17 protein-coding genes are annotated in these 22,035 nt (G+C 36.0%); 9 read left to right on the top strand and 8 right to left on the bottom strand.

The window, feature by feature from the left end; translation table 11 throughout:
- Positions 1-182 precede the first annotated feature (182 nt).
- The 6 genes from JOD96_RS04835 to JOD96_RS04810 all read right to left on the bottom strand — a co-directional run bounded on the left by JOD96_RS04835 (position 183) and on the right by JOD96_RS04810 (position 2,947).
- A complete protein-coding gene (locus JOD96_RS04835; RefSeq protein ID WP_209563140.1) occupies positions 183-389 on the bottom strand; it encodes a hypothetical protein in 207 nt (68 codons plus the stop codon).
- A 149-nt stretch (positions 390-538) separates the two neighbouring features.
- A complete protein-coding gene (locus tag JOD96_RS04830; protein ID WP_209563139.1) occupies positions 539-886 on the bottom strand; it encodes a hypothetical protein in 348 nt (115 codons plus the stop codon).
- A gap of 45 nt (positions 887-931) precedes the next feature.
- Positions 932-1,201 (bottom strand): hypothetical protein, encoded by a 270-nt coding sequence (locus JOD96_RS04825; RefSeq protein ID WP_209563138.1) that lies wholly within the window; start codon positions 1,199-1,201, stop codon positions 932-934.
- A gap of 232 nt (positions 1,202-1,433) precedes the next feature.
- Positions 1,434-1,637, bottom strand: coding sequence for a hypothetical protein (locus JOD96_RS04820; RefSeq protein ID WP_209563137.1), 204 nt, complete (start codon positions 1,635-1,637; stop codon positions 1,434-1,436).
- Positions 1,638-1,690: 53 nt separating this feature from the next.
- On the bottom strand, positions 1,691-2,692 hold the full coding sequence (locus JOD96_RS04815; RefSeq protein ID WP_209563136.1) for an SDR family oxidoreductase: 1,002 nt from the start codon (positions 2,690-2,692) through the stop codon (positions 1,691-1,693).
- A gap of 45 nt (positions 2,693-2,737) precedes the next feature.
- On the bottom strand, positions 2,738-2,947 hold the full coding sequence (locus JOD96_RS04810) for a hypothetical protein (RefSeq protein ID WP_209563135.1): 210 nt from the start codon (positions 2,945-2,947) through the stop codon (positions 2,738-2,740).
- Between the two features lie 340 nt (positions 2,948-3,287).
- On the opposite strand from JOD96_RS04810, the gene JOD96_RS04805 reads away from it, so the two are divergent.
- Both JOD96_RS04805 and JOD96_RS04800 read left to right on the top strand, forming a co-directional pair.
- Positions 3,288-4,607, top strand: coding sequence for a gluconate:H+ symporter (locus JOD96_RS04805; protein WP_209563134.1), 1,320 nt, complete (start codon positions 3,288-3,290; stop codon positions 4,605-4,607).
- Complete coding sequence (locus tag JOD96_RS04800) at positions 4,595-6,028, top strand: gluconokinase (protein WP_209563133.1); 1,434 nt, start codon at positions 4,595-4,597, stop codon at positions 6,026-6,028. Before JOD96_RS04805 ends, JOD96_RS04800 begins: the two co-directional genes overlap by 13 nt.
- Positions 6,029-6,057: 29 nt before the next feature.
- Here the strand turns inward: JOD96_RS04800 and JOD96_RS04795 are convergent, their stop codons facing one another.
- Both JOD96_RS04795 and JOD96_RS04790 read right to left on the bottom strand, forming a co-directional pair.
- Positions 6,058-6,453 carry a response regulator gene (locus JOD96_RS04795; RefSeq protein WP_209563132.1) on the bottom strand — a complete coding sequence of 132 codons (396 nt, stop codon included), beginning with the start codon at positions 6,451-6,453 and terminating at the stop codon, positions 6,058-6,060.
- 121 nt (positions 6,454-6,574) lie between these two features.
- On the bottom strand, positions 6,575-8,092 hold the full coding sequence (locus JOD96_RS04790; RefSeq protein WP_209563131.1) for a hypothetical protein: 1,518 nt from the start codon (positions 8,090-8,092) through the stop codon (positions 6,575-6,577).
- Between the two features lie 408 nt (positions 8,093-8,500).
- Between JOD96_RS04790 and JOD96_RS04785 the strand changes: the two genes are divergently transcribed.
- The 7 genes from JOD96_RS04785 (at position 8,501) to JOD96_RS04755 (ending at position 21,824) form a co-directional block, all read left to right on the top strand.
- The gene (locus JOD96_RS04785; protein ID WP_209563130.1) at positions 8,501-11,431 is read left to right on the top strand and encodes an Ig-like domain-containing protein; all 2,931 of its coding nucleotides are present in this window, start codon (positions 8,501-8,503) and stop codon (positions 11,429-11,431) included.
- A gap of 181 nt (positions 11,432-11,612) precedes the next feature.
- A complete protein-coding gene (locus JOD96_RS04780) occupies positions 11,613-11,936 on the top strand; it encodes a DUF6660 family protein (protein ID WP_209563129.1) in 324 nt (107 codons plus the stop codon).
- A gap of 167 nt (positions 11,937-12,103) precedes the next feature.
- The gene (locus tag JOD96_RS04775) at positions 12,104-16,420 is read left to right on the top strand and encodes a CusA/CzcA family heavy metal efflux RND transporter (RefSeq protein WP_209563128.1); all 4,317 of its coding nucleotides are present in this window, start codon (positions 12,104-12,106) and stop codon (positions 16,418-16,420) included.
- A gap of 19 nt (positions 16,421-16,439) precedes the next feature.
- The gene (locus tag JOD96_RS04770; protein WP_209563127.1) at positions 16,440-17,705 is read left to right on the top strand and encodes an efflux RND transporter periplasmic adaptor subunit; all 1,266 of its coding nucleotides are present in this window, start codon (positions 16,440-16,442) and stop codon (positions 17,703-17,705) included.
- A gap of 128 nt (positions 17,706-17,833) precedes the next feature.
- On the top strand, positions 17,834-18,241 hold the full coding sequence (locus tag JOD96_RS04765) for a Fur family transcriptional regulator (protein WP_209563126.1): 408 nt from the start codon (positions 17,834-17,836) through the stop codon (positions 18,239-18,241).
- 75 nt (positions 18,242-18,316) lie between these two features.
- Positions 18,317-20,332, top strand: coding sequence for a heavy metal translocating P-type ATPase (locus JOD96_RS04760; protein ID WP_209563125.1), 2,016 nt, complete (start codon positions 18,317-18,319; stop codon positions 20,330-20,332).
- A 199-nt stretch (positions 20,333-20,531) separates the two neighbouring features.
- A complete protein-coding gene (locus JOD96_RS04755) occupies positions 20,532-21,824 on the top strand; it encodes a hypothetical protein (RefSeq protein WP_209563124.1) in 1,293 nt (430 codons plus the stop codon).
- The last annotated feature ends 211 nt before the right edge of the window (positions 21,825-22,035 follow it).

The following is a 22,035-nucleotide window of genomic DNA, read 5'->3' as shown; positions in this document are numbered from 1 at the left end:
AAGCACCTGGCAATAAGGTGCTTTTTTTATGCTCAAAAAAAGCTCAATTCATAGGTAGAATTGAGTTTTTTATTTTTGGATGGCAAAACTACTTTTGTTATTTGTTTGATTGAGTAATCATTTGAAAAGCTAAATTCATAAGAATAAAAAAAATGCCGGCTTAATTTAAAGCCGGCATTTTTTTATTTTTTTTCTTCATTAGTAAGTTTGTCATCAAAATCAGGTTCTTCACCTTTAAATTTCTGAGTGTCTCCATCATAATTCTCATCGTTTGTTAAAACTTGATCATAATCCTGATATTGATGTTTTCTGGTATCACTACGATCAGAACCCTTTTTTGAATTGCCGTCTTGTGAATTATTGTTCGAATTTTGATTATTTGTTTTCATAATAGTAAAGTTTAAATATTCATATTTCAAAATTACTGGAAATACCCGGCTTTGAGCTTACACAATCCTTTCTGAATGTTATAAAATACAACTATAAAAGGTTGATAGTCAATTTGCCTTTATTAAACGGACTTTTCGTGAATATTGTTTTAGTCAATTTTCAGACTGTCATCAGTGAAGGTTTCAGGTTCTGTTTTTTCGTCAGAATCATCATCTTCCTCTTCTTCCCAGTCATTCTCGTCATATTCTGCGTCATCGTCGTCTTCAAGGTCTTCCAGATTTTCTTCTTCCAATTCATTTTCCTGATAATCCTGTTCAAGATCATCCTGGTCGTCTGGTTCGAGAGCATTAGAAAATTCACTGTCTACATAATTTTGATCGCTTAAACGCAGTTCTTCAAAACTGCTTTCATCGCCTATAGGCTGTTGATTTTGATCTTCTGTTATAAAATTACCTTCGTATGAATTGTAATTTGTGTAGTTATCTGTTATCATCATAAGTGTGTTAAAGGTTTGTATAGTCGAAGGACATCATAGTCAGTATTAAATACTTTCTGGTTTAAGATCAAGCTGGTTTTCTAATTCTGCCTTCAGTACATCTTTATATTTAGCAAGACCAATCCCTATGATGGGAATTGCCAATTTTCCAATTACCGAACCAGCCTGCGTTTTTCCTATTTTAGTAAGATATGAAGATAAAAGTAAGGAGCCAATTGCCCCAAATAATATATAATTGCCGGGAATGTCAGCAATTTTGCTTTCAATTAATTCTCTGATATCTTCCAGGTTTTCCTGATTAATTAAATTTTCCATGATTTTTTATTTTTAATGATTTTTATCTTGTCTAATATTTTAAAATTACTGTGTTATAATGATTTCGCTTTTATATAATTCGAAACCTGAGTTATATAATTATCTGCCAGTATAGAAGATAGTTAGGATTTCTAAGATGAAAATGAAGATTTTGATATAAAATTAAATCTGGACAAAAACTCATAAGCAATAGTTCTTGTCCAGATATTAAATTAAAGCAAATTGCAATTGCCTACTCATCATCAGAATCATCCTCGTCAGCCTCAGATTCATCCAGAGTTCTTCTGTCCCTGTCATCATGGTAAAGTTCCTCCTCCAGATCCCTTGCTATAAAAGCATTTTTTTGAAAAAAAGGATCTAAAGTGTCATTTTCCTGATTTGTTCTAAGGTAATTACGATCATCCCGATTCTCATTACCATAATTGTCTGTTATCATGATTTTCAATTTAGTGTTTCACTTAATTTTTTAAATACAAATTATTTGCAATTTTACGGATTACCTTCTCCGCCACTTGCGCCGTAAATTTGTCCGGTAGCATAACTTGCGTCATTAGCAGCAAGCTGTACATATATAGAAGCAAGCTCGGCAGGCTGTCCTGGTCTTTCCAATGGGGTTTGAGAACCAAACTGTTTTAGTTTTTCCATAGTAGCTCCTCCGCTTACCTGAAGTGGAGTCCAGACTGGTCCCGGAGCCACTCCATTAACCCTGATACCTTTTGGAGCAAGCTGTTTGGCCAGTGATTTAATATAATTTGTAGTTGCAGCCTTGGTTTGTGCATAGTCATAAAGGTCTTCGGTAGGCGCGTAGGCTTGAACAGAACTTGTACCTATTATAGAAGACCCTGGCTTGAGATACGGAAGTGCCGCTTTTATAATCCAGAAAGGAGCATAGATATTCGTTTTCATTGTCCAGTCAAATTCTTCTGTTGAAATATCCAGAATAGAAGCGTGTGTTTGTTGTCTGGCTGCATTATTAACTACAATGTCCAGCCCGCCAAGTTCTTTTGCCGCCTTTTCTACCAACGATTTGCAAAATGTTTCATCTCTTAAATCTCCCGGAATTGCTATTGCTTTTCTCCCTTCTGCTTTTATGAGCTGAATTACTTCTCTGGCATCTTCTTCTTCGTTTGGAAAATAGTTTATGGCTACATCAGCGCCTTCTCTTGCATAAGCAATCGCAGCTGCTCTCCCCATTCCGGAATCACCACCTGTTATTAATGCTTTTCGCCCTCTTAACCTGCCGCTGCCTTTATAGCTTTTCTCACCATGATCTGGCCTTGGATCCATTTTGCTTACCAAACCCGGCCACGGTTGTGACTGCTCTTTAAATGGCGGTCTCGGGTATTTTGTTTTAGGGTCTTCTTCTGAATTTGATAATTGAAATTCATCTGTCTGAAATCCATTACCCAGTATTGGATTAAATGCAGCAGTTGCCAAAACCGCTCCCATGCCCGTAAGTACCGAGCGACGTGATATTGTTTTAGTTTCCATAAAATTAAAATGATTTGAATTGTTTATATAGTATGCGAATCAACGCTAGTGTTCTCTTAGGTTCTGCTGATCAAACTGTTCCAAAATAGGACAGAATTCGCTGTCAAGGTAATTTGATTCTTCGCCCCAGCACATAAGCTGCTTTCCTGAGGAGGTAAGGTACTGCTCAAAGTGGCGTTCAAATGGTTCCATACGAATCGGTGAGTCATCAGATTGGTGTAGTTGCTGGTAGTTTTGGTAAGTTGCTTTTATCATCTTGATGTTTTTTGAATTAATAATTTAGGGGGTTAATTATTAGCAGTTTATAAAATTGTATCTTAACCTATAAACCAAATATAGCCACACAATTTGTGAGATTTTTATATAATTAAACGGAATAGTTGTTTAATTTTCAGTAACTTATATTTTGACGAAGAAGTAAAATTTAAATAATGCATTTAGGTTTCAGGAAATAGGATTTAATTTAAATTCAAAATTTAAATTATGGCTTTATATAAAATGATATTTTTACGAATCAAAGTACGAAGCCATTAACCAGATTGCTCATGTGAATTTGTTTCAAAAAATAGGATTATTATCTGTAAATTATTAATATATGTCTTTACTAATTCTGATTGCAAGTGTTCTTTTATTATTGGTTTTGATTTCCGGTGCTAAAATCAATGCATTTCTGGCATTACTTATTAGTTCATTCTTTGTTGGAATTTTAAAAGGAATGCCATTTACAGAATTAATAAATGCCATTCAGAACGGAGTTGGCAGCACTTTAGGATCGCTGATTTTGATTATTTCGTTTGGAGTTATTTTAGGAAACTTACTTTCAGACAGTGGGGCAGCCCAGCGAATCAGTTCTGTTATGATTAGACTTTTTGGCAGTAAGCATATTAAGTGGGCAATGGTGATAACGGGCTTTTCTGTCGGAATTTCGATGTTCTACAATGCCGGATTTATTATTTTGATTCCAATGGTTTTTGCAGTAGCAAAAAGTACAAAACAGTCTATTATTTATCTGGGTATCGCCATGGCATCTGCACTTTCTATAACACATGGTTTTTTGCCTCCGCATCCTGGCCCGACCGCTATTGCAGTTCTTTTTAAGGCAAATATTGGCAAAACACTTCTCTACGGAATTATAGTGGCAATCCCGGCGCTTTTGGCAGCGGGAATTATTTTTCCGGAGTTTATAAAAAAGATAAATGCTTTTCCTCCAAATGGTTTATTTGAAAGTAAAACATTTGCGGAAGCCGAAATGCCTTCCTTTAAAATAAGTATTCTCACCGCATTGATTCCGGTATTTTTAATGGCAACAGCTACATTTAGTGAATTGTTATTGCCTGAAAAAAGTGACCTGCGTTCCCTTTTGCTCTTTATAGGAAACCCAACTACCGCTATGTTGCTTTCTGTACTTTTTGCCCTGTTCTCACTAGGCATTTTTCGCGGGAGGAAAATGCAGGATATAATGGATAAATCGGGTAATGCCCTGAGCGCTGCCACAATGATAATTTTGATAATCGGTGCAGGCGGAGCTTTTAAACAAGTGTTGATTGACAGCGGAATAGGTACTGATATAAGTAAAGTATTTGAGCAATCGTCGCTCTCGCCTTTGTTTTTGGGATGGCTCGTTGCGACCATAATCCGAATTGCTTTGGGATCGGCTACTGTTGCGGGGCTAACCGCCGCAGGAATTGTTCAGCCGTTAATAGCAGCCTCGGGTGTGAGTCCGGAATTAATGGTACTTTCAATAGGAGCGGGAAGTTTAATGTGTTCTCATGTTAATGATACCGGATTCTGGATGTTCAAAGAGTATTTTGGGATAAGCGTTTCAGAAACTTTTAAAACATGGACAGTTATGGAAACCATTATCGGAGTTATGGGATTAATAGGCGTATTGATATTAAATATATGGATCAAATAAATAAAGACAAATTTTATATCGGAATAGATATTGGGACCACGGCAACAAAAGCGGTATGTTTTGATGTGGAAGGAAATGTGATACATGAGATTTCATACTCCTATGCCATGTATCATCCTAAACCGAATTGGAGTATTCAGCATCCGCAGGAAATTTTAGAAACGGTTTTGAGATGTTTAAATGAAATCACAAAAGATATTCAGCCTCAGTTTATCAGCTTTAGTGCTGCCATGCAAAGTATTATCGCCATTGATGAAACCGGAAAACCACTCACAGATGCTGTTTTATGGGCAGACAGCAGAGCAGATATAATAACTGATACACTTAAAAATACCGAAACAGGAAATCTTTTTTATCAAAAAACAGGAATTCCGATTCATCCTTTTTCACCCATGACCAAAATAGCCTGGTGGAGAGAATTTGACAGCGAAATTTTTTTAAAAGCCGATAAATTCATTAGTATTAAGGAATATGTATGGCATTATCTTACCGGAGAATATTGCATTGATTCCTCAATGGCTTCGGGAACCGGGTTGTTGAATATTCACACTCTTAAATGGGATGAAGAAATTCTTGATTACCTTCAAATAAAACTACAACAGCTTTCTGCAATTTATGAAGTAACTCATCAGGCCAAAGGAATTTCGGATGATTTTCTATATGTGCTCGGCGGGGGAGACGGGCCTTTGGCAAATCTTGGAACCGGTGCTATGAAAGAAGGTTTTATGGCATTGACTATCGGTACAAGCGGAGCGGTACGATTACCCGTAAGCAAGCCTTTTCTGGATGAGCAAATGCGAACGCAATGTTATCATTTGTATGGAAATCAGTATCTGTCATTGGGAGCTGTAAACAATGGTGCTATTGTTTTGCAATGGCTAAAAGAATCAATTTTAAAAACCACTGTTTCTTATGAAGAACTTTTTGCAGCAGCAGAAAAAATCCCTGCAGGTTCTGAAGGTTTGCTTTTTGTACCTTATTTATTGGGAGAAAGAGCACCAATTTGGGATGCCTCTGCACAAGGATCTCTATTAGGAATGCAGATTATTCATACACAGGCACATTTGGTCAGAGCAACATTAGAGGGGATTTTATTTGGATTATTTCAAATTACAGAAATTTTATTGCCAGATCCTGAAAAAAGAAAAAAAACAACCATTATGGCAAGTGGCGGATTTGGAAAAAGTGAACTATGGCTGCAAATAGTAGCCGATATTTTTCAAATGAATGTTCAGACCTCACATACCATTGAAGGCTCTGCGTGGGGTGCTGTTTTAATAGGTTTGCAATCGACAAATGTTGTAGTAAAAAATCAAACTAAAACCGAGAAAACTTTTTTGCCTGACCGGGCAAATAAAAAAGTATATGAAGAAGCTTTTACGAAATTCAGCAAAGTATATAGTTTGCTAAAGGGATTATAGACAGAGATTTGCAACAACTTACCAATATGCTATTTAGGCAGCATATCCAATGCATTTTTGATTTCCTCACGCATTTTCAGCATACTAAAAGGCTTATGTATAAAACCGATTGCTCCGAGACTTATACATTCTTCAACTACAGTCTCACTTCTTGAAGCGCTGTACATAATGACAGGAATTTTTTTATAGTCTTCGGATTCCTTTATTTGCTTTAGGCATTCTATACCATTCATTATGGGCATATTGATATCCATAAATATAACATCAGGACAAAATCCTCTTGTTTCCAGACGTTCTAAAGCTTCGCATCCATTGGCAGACGTAAAAAACAAGACAGAAGGATCTACACTGATCAAAGCCTGTTCAAAAATAATCCGGTCATCGTCATCATCATCCGCAAGTAATACTATTCTGTTTTTATTCATAATTGATTGATATCAGTAACACAATTTTTGCTTTTTTGGAAGATGTAGTATTAGTATACAAATATAACTAATTTGTTTAAAAGGCATTAGTTAGCAACAAATTCTGTTACAATAGAGTATGCTAATTATTTTCAACTGGCAAATCAGATACTATATCCAAATATTCTTTTCCCTGAAAATCCAGCCATCCTTTCTGTCCATTTGGTAATTCAAAACGGGCATAATTTCCTTTAAAATCTTCCAGTTTTTTATATTTAATTTCTTTCATGATCGGATAATAAGTAAAAAGACCTTCTTTTTCTATTAAGTACACACCTAATAGGGTAATAGCATCAAAATTTTTAGGTAACTTATTATTAAAAGTTTCCACTTCCTTGTCCGGATTTTCAGCTATAAGATAATCAAGCGTATTTAGATTAAATTTTCCGTTTTTGAGTTTTGTATATAAATAAATGGGATAACTCATTGTGGTTCCCATCATTTCAGAATAAGAGGTGATGAACTGAAGTCCTTCATCTGCATATTGAATAGTTTCAAACTGTTCTCTGTTATATAATTTATAACGCCCTCCGGAACCTGAAAAATTAGGAACTAGAGAACCCATTTCACCGCCATAAATATAGAAATCATTATTCTCTGACATAATTTTGAACGTGATATTCATATCCGGAAAATAATGTGTTCCGCTTGGAATATAAGACAAATCTTCTTTTTTGTAATCTTCGCCGATAAGATTTATTCTTCTTAAACTATTTCCTTCAATGATTTGTAAACTTGGATAAAATCTTTCAAAATTAAATGCGCGAACATTCTTTAAGTTAAACTTTTTAAAAGCATAATTATAAATATCAATTTTTCCTTTTTTATAACCAATTATAAAATAGGCTGTACTTTTAATAGAGTCAAAAGACTGATTGATAACCGTTTGGTTGTAAAAGTCTTTAATTCGTAATTGCTTATTTTTTAAGGTATCAATTTTATAAAAATGACCATTAAGCTCTAAATCTCTGCTATTGACAAGCTGCATATCTATAGCGTTGAGATCTTTAAACACCGTAGTGTCATAATTATTAAAAGAATCGTTTAAATCTCCATGATCAAACAAAAAACGTACTTTTTCTTTTGTGGGAACAATGAAACCCTCTGGCTGATAGATAACCTTATTATGAGTTCCAAAATCTAAAATACAATAGTGCAATAAATATTCATTTCTTGGATGCTGGATAGAATCTTCTAAAATACTAACTGCAAAAAAGTTTTTATTATACTTATACAATCTGTAATTATCATCTTCATTAATATCATTCTTAGTAGTAAATTTTTGATTATCAAGTTTTTTAAAATCAAACTTTATAATTTCAGAAGCATTTATGGTAGCAGCATCTTTTTTTACTTCTTCAATTTCCTTAGAAGTAACATTCTCAAGTTCGTATTTTAGATTCTTAGATAAATTTTTATAATAACTTATATCTTGTAATTTGACATGATAATACTGGTCATTTTTTTTAATATAAATACCTTTTTCAGGATTGATAAATTGTAGCTGACCTTCCTTTATTTTAAAAACTTTTTGCCCAAAACAAATTTGAGCCAACAGAATAAAAATGAAAATTAATTTGGGAGTGTGTTTTTTATTCATCAAATGGTCAGGGTTTTTATTTTTAATGCTAATGGCTCTTTTTTAATATTGATTACAATTTAATCCAAAAGGTTGGGAGACATATGTAAAAATATATTTTTATGTGAAACATTCTAAGGAACAACACCATTTTATTTAGAAGTAAATGTTTTAAAAATCTGTCAGACATAATTTTCGATTACAACTTACCCATTGTTTTTTTATCAAACTATAAATTATTTCCTATATTTTTTCTTGATTTTTTATTTACATGATAAATCTTATAGTTTTGATTATCAGTTTTTTATATTGGTTTTGTATGTATGTAAATCTTGATTTTTAATAGATGTTTTCCTTAATTTTTTTTTAAAGTCTAGTTTCGTTATGTCCTCATTTGGGGATACTTTCTAACTTTAAAAACCACAAATTATGAAAAATCAATTACTTGCTTATTTTAAAAAGAACCGTTTTTGGCAGATAATATGCCTCTTAGCGGTGCTAATATCATCAAACCTACAGGCACAGCGCGGCTATTATGATGCTCCTTACAAAAGATATGAAGCAAACGCTGGACAATTATCTAACGGAGCTTCGGTTACTTCAAAATCGTATGTTCAGTCAGACCTGCAATCAGAAGCTTCAGACCAGCAATGTGTAAACCTGTCTGCAACCAATGCTACCGTTCAGTGGACACTTACAGAGGCTGCAGACGGCCTTGTAATTCGATATAGTGTTCCTGATGGACAATCGGCAACTTTGGGCGTCTATAATGGCAATACAAAAATTACAACCCTGACGCTGACTTCAACCTGGTCGTGGGAATATTTATGGAGTAACGGAAATCCAAATAATAACGGAATCACAAATCAAAACCCAAGAATGCGTTTTGATGAAGTCCGCTATAAACTTCCGGCAAAAATAGCAGCATCGGGAACTTTAAAACTGGTGAGAGAATCAGGAAATGTTCATGTAGATTTTGCAGAATTGGAACCGGTTCCAACAATTATCACTGCGCCCGCAGGATCAGTAACGTATACCGGAAACGGAAGTGATCTTCAAACCTTTATTGATGCCAACGGTGGTAAAAAAATATATGTTCCGAGTGGTGTTTTTAATGTTAATCGCGAATTGTATTTTGGTGTTGCCAATACGTCATTGGTTGGTGCGGGAATGTGGTATACTCAAATTAACTTTACCAATACCAGTAGTTTAAACGGAGGATTACGTGCCAATGCAGCAGGAATTTCATTTACAGATCTTTATCTGACAACAAATTCAGCTTCAAGAAGTAATTCGTATAAAGCTATAAATGGCGTTTTTACAGCTGCTTCAACAATAAAAAATATCTGGGCAGAACATTTTGAATGCGGTGCCTGGATTGCACAATATAATGTGGGCGGACCGGCAATTGCAGATGGATTTACACTTTCTCATTGTCGTTTTAGAAATAATTATGCCGATGGAATTAATCTTTGCAAAGGAACAGCAAATGCCATTGTAGAACATTGCAGTTTTAGAAATAATGGTGACGATGATCAGGCGATCTGGTCTGCTGACGGACTGGAATGTATCAATAACACGTTTAGGTACAATACTTCAGAAAACTGCTGGCGTGCCACTGGTTTAGCCATTTACGGCGGAAAAAACAATAAAGCTTACAATTTGGTTATAAAAGACAATCTTGAAGCAGGAATCAGGGTTAGTAATAATTTTCCCGGAGCACCTTTTAACAATGATGGAAGCCACGAAATACATGATATCACGGTATCAACCTGCGGAACTTTTAATGATACGTACAACAATCCTGTAGCCGCAATAGATATTTTTAGCGCCAGTAATGCCGGAAGTCAGGTTAAGAATGTTCAATTGTATAATATTGATATTTTAGATTCAAGAAATGATGCTATTTCTATTAGTAAGAGATCAGGTGATGGAATTTATAATCTTAGTTTTAAAGACATAACAGTTAACGGAACAGGTAAAGAATTTCCAAACAACAATGCACTGAACAGAAATTGGGGCAGAGGTTATTTTGTACTCATAGCAGGTTCTCCAGCCGGAAACGGAACGTACTGCAATATGAATTATTCCAATAGAGGCGGCAATGCAACTGTCAATGAAGAATTAAGTGCTATTGGTACATTTTCCTGGACACAAAGCACAAATTGTTCCACCACATCAATTGCAGTTACAGGAGTTACAGTTTCGCCAGCAACAGCAACTTTAAGCGTTGGTGCAACTCAGCAATTAACGCCAACTGTTGCTCCGGCAAATGCTACAAACAAAACGGTAAGTTATAGTTCTAACAATACCGGCGTGGCAACGGTAAATGGTTCAGGTTTGGTTACTGCAATTGCTTCTGGTACGGCAACAATTACGGTTACAACACAAGACGGAGCGAAAACAGCAACTGCTGTAATCACAGTAAATACTTCAAATGTAGCGGTAACAAGTGTGAGCCTTAGTCCGGCATCGGCAACTTTGACGGTAGGTGCAACTCAGCAATTAACGCCAACTGTTCTGCCATCAAATGCAACTAATAAAGCGGTGAGTTATGCCTCAAACAATACGGGTGTTGCAACGGTAAATGCTTCGGGTTTGGTAACAGCAGTTGCTAACGGAACAGCGACAATTACGGTAACAACAGCAGACGGAAACAAAACAAGCACCGCTGTTATTACGGTTAGCACGGCAACAGGAAATTATTTTACCATAAAAAACAGATGGACCAATAATTATTTATACGATGCCGGAGCCAATGTAGGATATGGCCCAACAGTGGCAAACAACAACTATAAATGGCAGAAAGTTGCTGTTGATGGCACTTATTTTATATTAAAAAATCTGGGAACCGGAGATGTCATGCATATCGAAAACCTAACAGGAGTTGTACAATGTACTGCAGGAGATTCTGGATGGTGGAGTGCACAATGGTCAAACGAAAATGTAGACGGAACCTGGGTAAGAGTAAAAAACAGATGGCAGACAGGCAGTATGATTCATATTGAGAATCTGACAGGTTCTGCTCAATATATTGGAGCTCAAAATAATTGGGAAAGTGCGCAATGGCAGTTTCAGACGGCTTCTGCAAAAAATGCAAATATTGCAAAAACAGAAGATAATTCTTTGGTTACAATTTTTCCAAATCCGGCAATAAACAATGAGTTTAATATTGCCCTTCCGGAATTAAAAGCAGATGACACGGCAACAATAATAGTTACAGATACAAACGGAAGAAAGGTTTTGGTAAGCAAACTCAACGCTTCCGGAAAAATATCTCATACTTTAGCTTCAGGTATATATATTGTTACCATTAGTTCTAAAGCTTTTAATGTTTCTAAAAAACTAATTGTAAAATAAGATGTAAATTTCAATAAGATCAAAACCTATTTCGTTATGAAATAGGTTTTTTTATATCTTTTAAAAACGTTTGCCAAGTTGGCCGAAGTGAGCTATATAGCAACTACTGTTTTCTTATTTTGTATTGTTTAGCTTCACTTTGCAATTCGATTGCATAAAATATTACTTACATTTGTACTGTATGAAATGGATATCAACAATATTATTACTCTACATTCTGGCGCTTCTTTTAGTGCCATGCAGCGATGTATATAATAATTGCACAGATACCAATTCAAAATTTCAGGAAGCCAGCCACAGCCATAGTCAGGATAATGATGATCATTGCACACCTTTTTGTCAATGTTCATGCTGCAGTGTTTCGGTGATAAAAATTCAATTTAAATTACCCGATTTCAATCTTCCTCAACATTCTTATACTTCAAAAAAGACAGTAATAAAAGACTGCCAGATTATTTCCGGATACTTCGGAAATATATGGGAGCCGCCAAAGTTTTTCGCTTAATTTTCCTTTGAATTGTGTTGTATTCAGATAGTGATTTTTCTTTCGTAGAATCACTAGCAGCATGCTGTAGAATATTTTTACAGTCATGTAATCTGTCAGCATGCATTCTTATTTCCTTCATTCTTTGAGGATACAGACTATTTTCTAAGCGTAAAACAAATTACATTGTGTTAGATACTATAATTAAATTCAGTATAAAAAACAAAATCGTTATTGGTATAATGACTTTGCTTCTTATAATTTGGGGCGTCTGGAGCGCTACTAAATTGCCAATTGATGCCGTACCCGACATCACAAACAATCAGGTTCAGATATTCACAAGCTGTCCGACACTGGCGGGTCAGGAAGTTGAGCAGCTGGTCACTTTTCCAATTGAACAGAGTATTGCCAATGTTCCAAAAATTCAGGAAATCCGTAGTATATCCAGATTTGGGTTATCGGTAATTACCGTAGTTTTTGATGATGAGACAGACATATATTTTGCCAGACAGCTTATTAATGAAAGACTAAAAGAAGCGCAGGATCAAATTCCTCAGGGCGCAGGAACACCAGAAATGGCGCCGGTTAGTACAGGTCTTGGAGAAGTTTATCAATATATTATTCACCCTAAAAAAGAAAGCAAAAACAAATATAATGCAAAAGACCTTCGGACGATGCAGGACTGGATTGTTGCCCGACAATTATACGGCACGCCCGGAATAGCAGAAGTAAATAGTTTTGGAGGCGAACTAAAACAATATGAAGTTGCTGTTAATCCGGACAGATTAAAAGCAATGGGAGTAAGTATCCCCGATCTCTTTACGGCATTACAAAAAAACAATCAAAATACGGGAGGCGCATACATTGATAAAAAACCTAATGCGTACTTTATCAGAGGGATTGGACTTGTTACTTCATTGGATGATGTAAAGAAAATTGTGGTAAAAAATTCCGGTGCAACGCCAATTTATGTAAGCGATATAGCAGAAGTACGATTTGGTAAAGCGGTCAGATATGGAGCTTTGACGTACAATGGAGAAGTAGATGCCGTAGGTGGCGTGGTACTGATGCTAAAAGGTGAAAACAGTAATGAAGTTGTAAAACGCATTAAAGAAAAACTTCCTACTATCCAGAAATCACTTCCTGATGATGTTATTATTGAGCCTTATCTTGATCGTACCGATTTAGTCGGAAGAGCAATCAGCACCGTTGAAAAAAACCTTGTTGAAGGAGCTTTAATCGTAATTTTTGTGCTCGTATTATTTTTAGGAAACCTCCGTACCGGGTTAATTGTTGCATCAGCCATTCCGCTTGCAATGCTTTTTGCTTTGGGAATGATGAATGTATTTGGCGTAAGTGCCAATTTAATGTCCCTTGGGGCTATTGACTTTGGGCTTATTGTCGATGGAGCCGTAATTGTGGTAGAAGCTACGCTGCACCATTTGGGAATGCGAAAGGCAATGAGGAGCCTTACACAGGAAGAAATGGACGAAGAAGTTTTTCAGTCTGCATCAAAAATACGGATGAGTGCAGCATTCGGAGAAATTATCATCTTAATCGTTTACATTCCGATTCTTACTCTTGTTGGAGTTGAAGGAAAAATGTTTCGTCCTATGGCACAGACTGTAGGTTTTGCAATTTTTGGAGCCTTAATATTGTCTCTGACTTACATCCCGATGATGTGCGCTTTATTTCTGTCTAAGAAACCCAATTATAAAGAGACTTTTAGTGATAAAATGATGCATAAGCTTCAAAGTATTTATCAGCCATTGCTTCAAAAAGTAATTCATATAAAATATGCTGTTGCAGGGTTTACAGCCTTTTTATTTGTGATAGCTGCTTTCTGCTTTTCCAGAATGGGTGGTGAGTTTATACCACAGCTTCAGGAAGGTGATTATGCATTTCACTGTATTCTTCCGCAGGGAAGTTCTTTAAATCAAAGTATTGAAACCTCAATGCAGGCGTCCAGAATTATCAAACAGTTTGATGAAGTTAAAATGGTTGTTGGAAAAACAGGAGCAGCAGAAGTTCCGACAGATCCAATGCCTCCCGAGGCAACTGACTTAATGATTGTTCTGAAACCACAAAAAGAATGGAAATCAGACAGGGATTATAATGAGCTTGCTGATGCCATTACCGAAAAACTTGAAGCTATACCGGGTGTTTTCTTTGAAAAAAATCAGCCAATCCAAATGCGGTTCAATGAACTCATGACGGGTATAAGACAGGATGTTGCGGTAAAGATTTTTGGTGAAAATATTGACACCCTTTCTGTTTATGCAAAAGAAGTCAGCAAAGTTATTCAGAATGTAGAAGGAGCCACTTCGCCGCAGGTAGAAAGAGTAAGCGGCCTGCCACAAATCAATATTGAATACGACAGAACCCGTATTGCAAATTATGGGTTGACTATTCAGGATGTAAACGATGTTGTAAGTACAGCTTTTGCCGGAAAAAGTGCAGGGCAGGTCTACGAAAACGAAAGGCGTTTTGACTTGGTTGTTCGCCTGGATAGTATTCACAGAAGTGGAATTGATGATGTAAGCAATTTGATGATTCCGACAAATACAGGAAACCAGATTCCGCTGTCTCAGGTTGCCGGCATTAATTACAAACTTGGACCAGCACAAATAAGCAGGGAAGCAGGACAACGGAGAATAGTGGTAGGATTTAATGTAGCAGATCGTGACGTTCAGAGTGTGGTCGAGGATATACAAGAGAAATTATCAGAAAAAGTAAAATTGCCATCAGGCTATTACTTTACATATGGAGGGCAGTTTGAGAATCTTCAAAAAGCAACTGCGCGTTTAATGATTGCTGTTCCAATATCGCTTCTTTTGATTTTTGCACTGTTGTATTTAACATTCCGCTCTTTTAAACAGGCAATTTTGATATTCACTGCGATTCCGATGAGCGCCATCGGAGGTATTTTTGCACTGATGCTTCGTGGGATGCCATTTAGTATCAGCGCCGGAATCGGATTTATTGCCCTGTTTGGAGTTGCAGTACTGAATGGTATTGTTTTGATCGGGACTTTTAATCAACTCGAAAAAGAAGGGATCAGTGATATTTTTGAAAGAGTAAAAGAAGGAACAATAACCAGACTTCGTCCTGTATTGATGACGGCGACAGTAGCTTCACTGGGATTTTTACCAATGGCAATCAGCAGCAGTGCAGGAGCAGAGGTACAGAAACCACTGGCTACAGTAGTTATAGGAGGATTAGTCACAGCTACATTCCTTACCTTATTTGTATTGCCCTTACTATATATAATTTTTAATTCGAAATTCAATTTTAAACGAAAATTTAAAGGAAAAAAAACCACAGTTATAATATTGCTTTGTCTGGCAGGACTAGGATCTGCAAACGCACAGGAAAGAATTTCAATGAATAAAGCTGTAGAAACAGCTTTGAAGAACAATCAGCAATTAGATATAAATGAAGCTGAAATACGAACTGCCGGACTGAATGTAAAAACTGCTGTTGATATACCAAAAACGGGAATATTTGCAGAGAATGAAGATCTTCGTCCATCTGATAATACCGGAATACTAAAAATAGGTATTTCTCAGAGTGTTGCCTGGCCGGGTTTGTATGCTGCAAGAAAAGATTATTTTAATAATCAGTTGAAATTTGCAGAGTTAAATAAAGACGTTTTAAATGCAACAATCAGGAGAGACGTCCGTACTGCTTATTATAAACTTTGGTACCTGCAGGACAAACAATTGTTATATAAACGTTTGGATAGTATTTATACACTGCTTTTTAAAACTGCCGAAGTTCGCTTAAAAGCTGGCGATGTAGCAGCACTGGATAAAATTGCCGCCGAAGCAAAACTTCAGGAACTTAAGGCTTTTTCTGACCAGAACAAAAAAGAAATGACGGTTCAGCAGCAGCAATTAATGATGCTTTTAAACCAAAATGAATGGCTGCTTCCGGTAGAAACACCACTGCAAAAAGCAGAGGCAATTTTATCTGAAAATAATGGGCTCCATCCTCTTCTGATCCTGCAGGGACAAAATATAAAAATTGCAGAATCAAATGTATTTGTACAAAAAAATAGTAACAAGCCAGAATTTTCAGGAAGGATTTTCAGCCAGCGACTATGGGGCGCAAACGATCCTTATACAGGCTTTTCGGCAACAGCTTCCTTTCCACTATTTGGTGCAGGTTATGCGCGCAATAAAGTAAAAGCAGCTTCTGCAGAACAAGAAGTGCAGGAAAAAAATCTGGAATATCAGACACGGCAGATGCAGGCACAAAAAGCTTCTTCTGTCGCAGAGATCGAAAAGAACCTTTCTTTACTCAATTACTATGAAACTACCGGATTAAAACAGGCTGAAGAAATTATAAAAGCCTCAGCTTTAAGTTACAGAGCCGGAGAAATCAGTTTTGCAGAAGTGGGTCAGTTTCTAAGTCAGGCAGTTGGAATACGTCAGAATTATTTAGAGATCCTAAATCAGTACAATCAATCGGTAGTCCAGTTTAATTACTTTAATAATCAATAATTTAAATAAAATAGCATACATGAAACTCAAAATTAAAATGCTAATTGCTGTTACAGCTGTCTTTTCACTAATAAGCTGCGGGAAAAAAAATAATGGCAGTGAAAGTATACAGGAGACTGAAATTACAGCAGCAAAAGAAGAGGAACACAGAGAAGAACACGTTACAATTGCTACGCTGACAGAAGATCAAATAAAAACAGTAGGAATTACACTTGGTACTATTGAAAACAAAAATCTTACTGCATCTATTAAAGTAAATGGAGCTTTGAGAGTGCCCAATAACAACAAAGCCAATGCAACATCATTGTATGGAGGAGTTGTTAAGTCACTTAAGGTGCAGCTTGGGGATTATGTGCTTAAAGGTCAGGTTATTGCGACTATAGAAAACCCTCAGTTTATACACCTGCAGGAAGAATACCTGACGATTGGGAGCAAAATAACATTAGCAGATCAGGAATTAAGGCGTCAGCGTGAACTTCAGGAAGGAAATGCGGGTGCCTTAAAAAACCTCCAAAGTGCTACAGCTGATGTAAATGCTCTCCGCGCACGCAAAGCATCATTACAAAAACAAATTCAGCTCATGGGAATAAATCCGGCAGGAATCAATAATGCTACCTTAAGATCATCACTTACCGTTACAAGCCCAGTAAGCGGAACGGTAAGCAGTGAGTTTGCAAAAATTGGCAGCTATGTAGATGTTTCTTCGCCAGTAGTAGAAATTGTAGATAACAGCCTTATTCATCTTGATCTTCAGGTTTTTGAAAAGGATCTTCCGCTGGTAAAAGTGGGACAAATAGTAAATTTTACTTTAACTAATAATCCCGTAACTTCTTATACGGCGAAAGTATTCAATATTGGTTCTTCTTTTGAAAATGAAAGCAAAACAGTTGCCATTCATTGTACTGTGACAGGTAATAAAACAGGGTTGATAGACGGAATGAACATTACAGCCATGATAAGTATTGGAAATGCTTTAACAGCTGCTGTAGCAAATGAGGCTATTGCTGAAGCGGATGGCAAGTACTATATTTTTGCTCAAACAGATAAAGAACCGCAAAAAGAACATCACGCAAAAGCAGATGAAAAAGACCATGAAACTGAAAAGAAGAAAACCCCTGCGCAGAGTATAAATTTTGAAAAAATTGAGGTGTCAAAAGGAGTTTCTGAACTCGGCTATACTGCTGTAACACCAGTTAAAGAAATACAGGTAGGAACGAAAATAGTCACCAAAGGAACATTTTTCGTCAATGCCAGGTTAAGTAATTCAGGAGAACACGAACATTAATAAGACAACAAGAATATTAAATTATTAAAAGAAATTCAGAAGGAAGTGTTAGTGAAATTCTTTGTAAATTTACTAATATGACTTATTTAGATTGAGCCTTCTGGTTTTGTTTTGTAAAGTAAATTAAAATGAAAAAATCCACAGAAGATATTTTTGCAGTCAAAGATATTCGTTTAACCACAATGCGTATCTTGATTTATGAATATCTGGAAACCGTTACGGCAGCCCTGTCGTTGTCTGAAATTGAGAAGTATTTTTATAAAGCAGATAAGGTGACAATTTATCGAACCCTTCAGACATTTCAGGAGAAAGGCCTTGTTCATAAAATTCTGGATGAAAGTATTGCAAAGTATAGACTTTGTGCAGAAGTATGCAGTGAAAACGATCATAATGACAGGCATTTGCATTTTTATTGTAAAAAATGCCATGAGACTACTTGTCGTGAAGAAATTATTTTTCCTGAAAATAGTATCTCAGGAATACAGATAGATGAGATTCAGATATTGGCAAAAGGGATATGTGACAAATGTTTATAAAAAATCATTCTCTACTTTATTGAAAAATAACAGGTTAAAGACTTTTACTGTAGTAAGGTTAAAAAAAAATAATACATGGAAGATAAACATAAAGAAAAATCATGCTGTGCGCATACTGAAAAAGTGTACGGGAATGCAGGCAAAGAAGTAGTAGAAAAGCATTCATCTGACGATGGACATGATCACGCTGGGCACAGTCATGACGGACATAATCATGATGCTGTAGAAGGAAATGTTTTTAAAATGTTTCTTCCTCCAATTTTGGCTCTAATACTTTTGATTGCCGCAATAGTAATAGATAATTGGGTTTCTCAATCCTGGTTTACAGAAACAGTACGACTTGCATGGTATCTGGTGGCGTATTTAATTGTTGGTTATGCCGTTATAAAAGATGCGGTAATGAGCATCGTTAAAGGAGATGTTTTTTCAGAGTTTTTACTAATGAGTATTGCCACAATTGGAGCCTTTAGTATCGGAGAATATCCGGAAGGAGTAGCAGTAATGCTTTTTTATGGAGTCGGCGAAGTTTTTCAGACACTTGCTGTTTCGAGAGCTAAAAGAAATATTAAAAGCCTGATGGATCAAAGACCGGATGAAGTTACTGTCATTGTAGATGGAAAAACTAAAACAATCAAAGCCCAGAATGCTGCTATCGGAGAAATAATTCAATTAAAACCCGGAGAAAAATTAGGTCTTGATGGAGAACTTCTTACAGATGGCGCATCGTTTAATACAGCAGCACTTACCGGAGAAAGCAAACCGGATACAAAAGTAAAAGGTGAAACCGTCCTTGCCGGAATGATCAATCTGAATGTAGCGGCTCAGGTAAAAGTAACAGCACTATATACAGAAAGTAAACTTAGCAGAATATTGGAACTGGTACAAAATGCAGCTTCACAAAAAGCACCAACAGAATTATTCATCAGAAAGTTTGCAAAAATTTACACGCCAATAGTCGTATTTCTGGCCATTGGGATTTGTCTTCTACCATACTTTTTTACGGATACTTATAATTTTAACAGCTGGCTTTACAGAGCATTGGTGTTTTTAGTTATTTCGTGTCCGTGTGCTTTGGTTATTTCTATTCCGCTTGGTTATTTTGGGGGAATCGGCGCAGCAAGCCGCAATGGAATTTTATTTAAAGGTGGAAATTTTTTAGATGTGATAGCTTCTGTCAGGAATGTTGTAATGGACAAAACCGGAACAATGACTGAAGGCGTTTTTAAAGTTCAGGAAACTGTTTTTAAGCCCGGGTTTGACAAGGATGAAATTTTAAAAATGGTAAATGCTGTAGAGAGCCAGAGTTCCCATCCCGTTGCAACTGCTATACATGAGTATGTGGGAGAGGTAGACACCTCCATAAAAATAGAAAGTACCGAAGAGATTGCCGGTCATGGATTGAAAGCGTTTATTGAGGGAAAAGAACTTCTGGCAGGTAATTTCAAGTTGATGGATAAGTTTAATATCAGTTATGATATTGATTCGTCTTCAATTGTTTACACAACTATTGCTGTCGCTTATGACAAAAAATTTGTGGGCTATATTACTATTTCAGACAGCATTAAAGAAGATTCAAAACGCACTATTGACCAGCTCCATAAATTAAATATAAAAGTTACGATGCTCAGCGGGGATAAAAGCGCTGTAGTAAAGTTTGTCGCTGACCAATTAGGAATTGACAATTCATTCGGAGATTTGCTTCCTGAAGACAAAGTAAATAAGTTAAAGGAAATTAAGTCACAAATGGGGAAAGTGGCTTTTGTAGGAGACGGCGTAAATGATGCACCCGTAGTAGCCCTTAGTGATGTTGGAATTGCAATGGGAGGTCTTGGAAGTGATGTTACTATAGAAACCGCAGACGTGGTAATACAGGACGACAAACCATCTAAAATACCCATGGCAATTACTATTGGAAAACAGACTAAAAAAATAGTGTGGCAGAATATAAGTTTTGCATTTGCAGTAAAAGCTGTAGTACTTATTTTAGGTGCCGGCGGACTGGCAACAATGTGGGAAGCCGTTTTTGCTGATGTAGGGGTTGCCCTTTTGGCTATACTAAATGCTGTAAGGATTCAAAAAATGAAATTCTAACCTTTATATTTAGATGATTTAGTTTGTTAAATATTTCTTAATTAAAAGTAATTGTAATATAAAACTTATATTGTAGTAATTATTTATTTAAATGGAAAAAAAACAAATAAATCGAGCAATTGTATAACTTTATTTACCTATTTTTGTTAGTACACCAAGCAGGTGTATGATTGAATAATAAATTAACACACCCCTTATCATGAAAAAAATTACTCAAATCATCTGCTTTCTTTTGATTGCTACCAGTATGAGTGCACAACAGGAGAAAGGAATTATGGGCTACAGCAACTGGCTGAACAACTGGACTGAGTTTAAGCCTCATAAAGCACAATATGGTGAACCGAATCAGATTCTGGCTGGAAACATAGCAGAGAATACCAAATTATTAAAAAGAAACGTATATGTACTGCAAGGAAATGTATATGTCACTAATAATGCTGTACTGACAATCGAACCAGGAACACTAATCATAGGCGATTTCGAAACAAAAGGAACACTTGTAATAACAAAAGGCGCGCAGATAATTGCTGATGGCGTTGAGACTGACCCAATCGTATTTACTTCTGACCGCAGTGTGAAGAAAGCAGGAGACTGGGGCGGTGTAGTGATACTAGGAGATGCTCCAATCAATAAATTTGGCAATGTAGGTTCTTATAACCTTGATCTTGATCCGGTTTTAACAACATACGGAGGTAATAATGTTGCTTCAAACTCCGGAATCATGAGATTTGTGAGAATTGAATTTGCAGGAAAAAAAGTAAAAGGTGACGGAACTTTTAACGGTTTAACTATTGCAGGAGTTGGAAACAAAACCATATTAGAAAATGTAATGGTAAGCTATTCCGGTGGTGACTCTTTTGCCTTTTTTGGAGGCGATGTGACTGCAGCACAGTTTGTTTCTTATAAATCAATCAATGATGATTATAAATTTACACAAGGAGCACAATGCCGTTTGTTTAATTCATTGGCAGTAAGATCATCTTATTTGTCAAGTAACAAAGACGGGTCTCGTTGCATGGAGGTAAAATCATATGAAAAGAAAAACGAAACAGACTTTACCAAAAAACCTACATTGGTAGTAGCTTCAAACATGACAATGCTTAACGACAGTGAAAATATTAAAGCTGATATTCAGGCAGGTTTGGTAAAAGAAGCTATATACATTGGTGAGAATGCCACTGTAGAAATGAAACGCAGTGTAGTCTCAGGATTTAATCCAGCTGTACTAATAGATAGCAAAACGGTAATCAATGATGCCAGCCTTAAGAAAATTAAATTTGAAGAAATGTTCTTTAACCTTTGTAACGGAAACATTTTTACTGAATATAATACAAACAACGAAGATTTAGAAAATTGGTACGGAAACAGCCTTTTCTTTAATGTGTATTCACAAACTGACAACAAAGAAATGTTTGTAGATATTTTCAATCCGAAAAAACCAGACTTCAGACTTCAGTTAGGAAAAATTACAGCTTCAAGCGGAAATAGATAAGCCTTTATAATATATAGGTATATAATAATAATAAAAAGTCCGGAAATTTAATTTCCGGACTTTTTTTATATTGTATGAAACTGTTGTCAGAACTGGGTGATTTACAGATCACTATTTTTGTTTTTGCCAAAGATTGATAATTAGTAGTTATAGGCTAAATTACACTTTTGGTTAAAATGTATAGTCTAATTGCATAAAGTAAATTCTGATA

It is taken from the genome of Flavobacterium sp. 1355 (genome assembly GCF_017833415.1).
Lineage (GTDB): Bacteria > Bacteroidota > Bacteroidia > Flavobacteriales > Flavobacteriaceae > Flavobacterium.
This window is presented reverse-complemented; position numbering and strand designations above follow the sequence as displayed.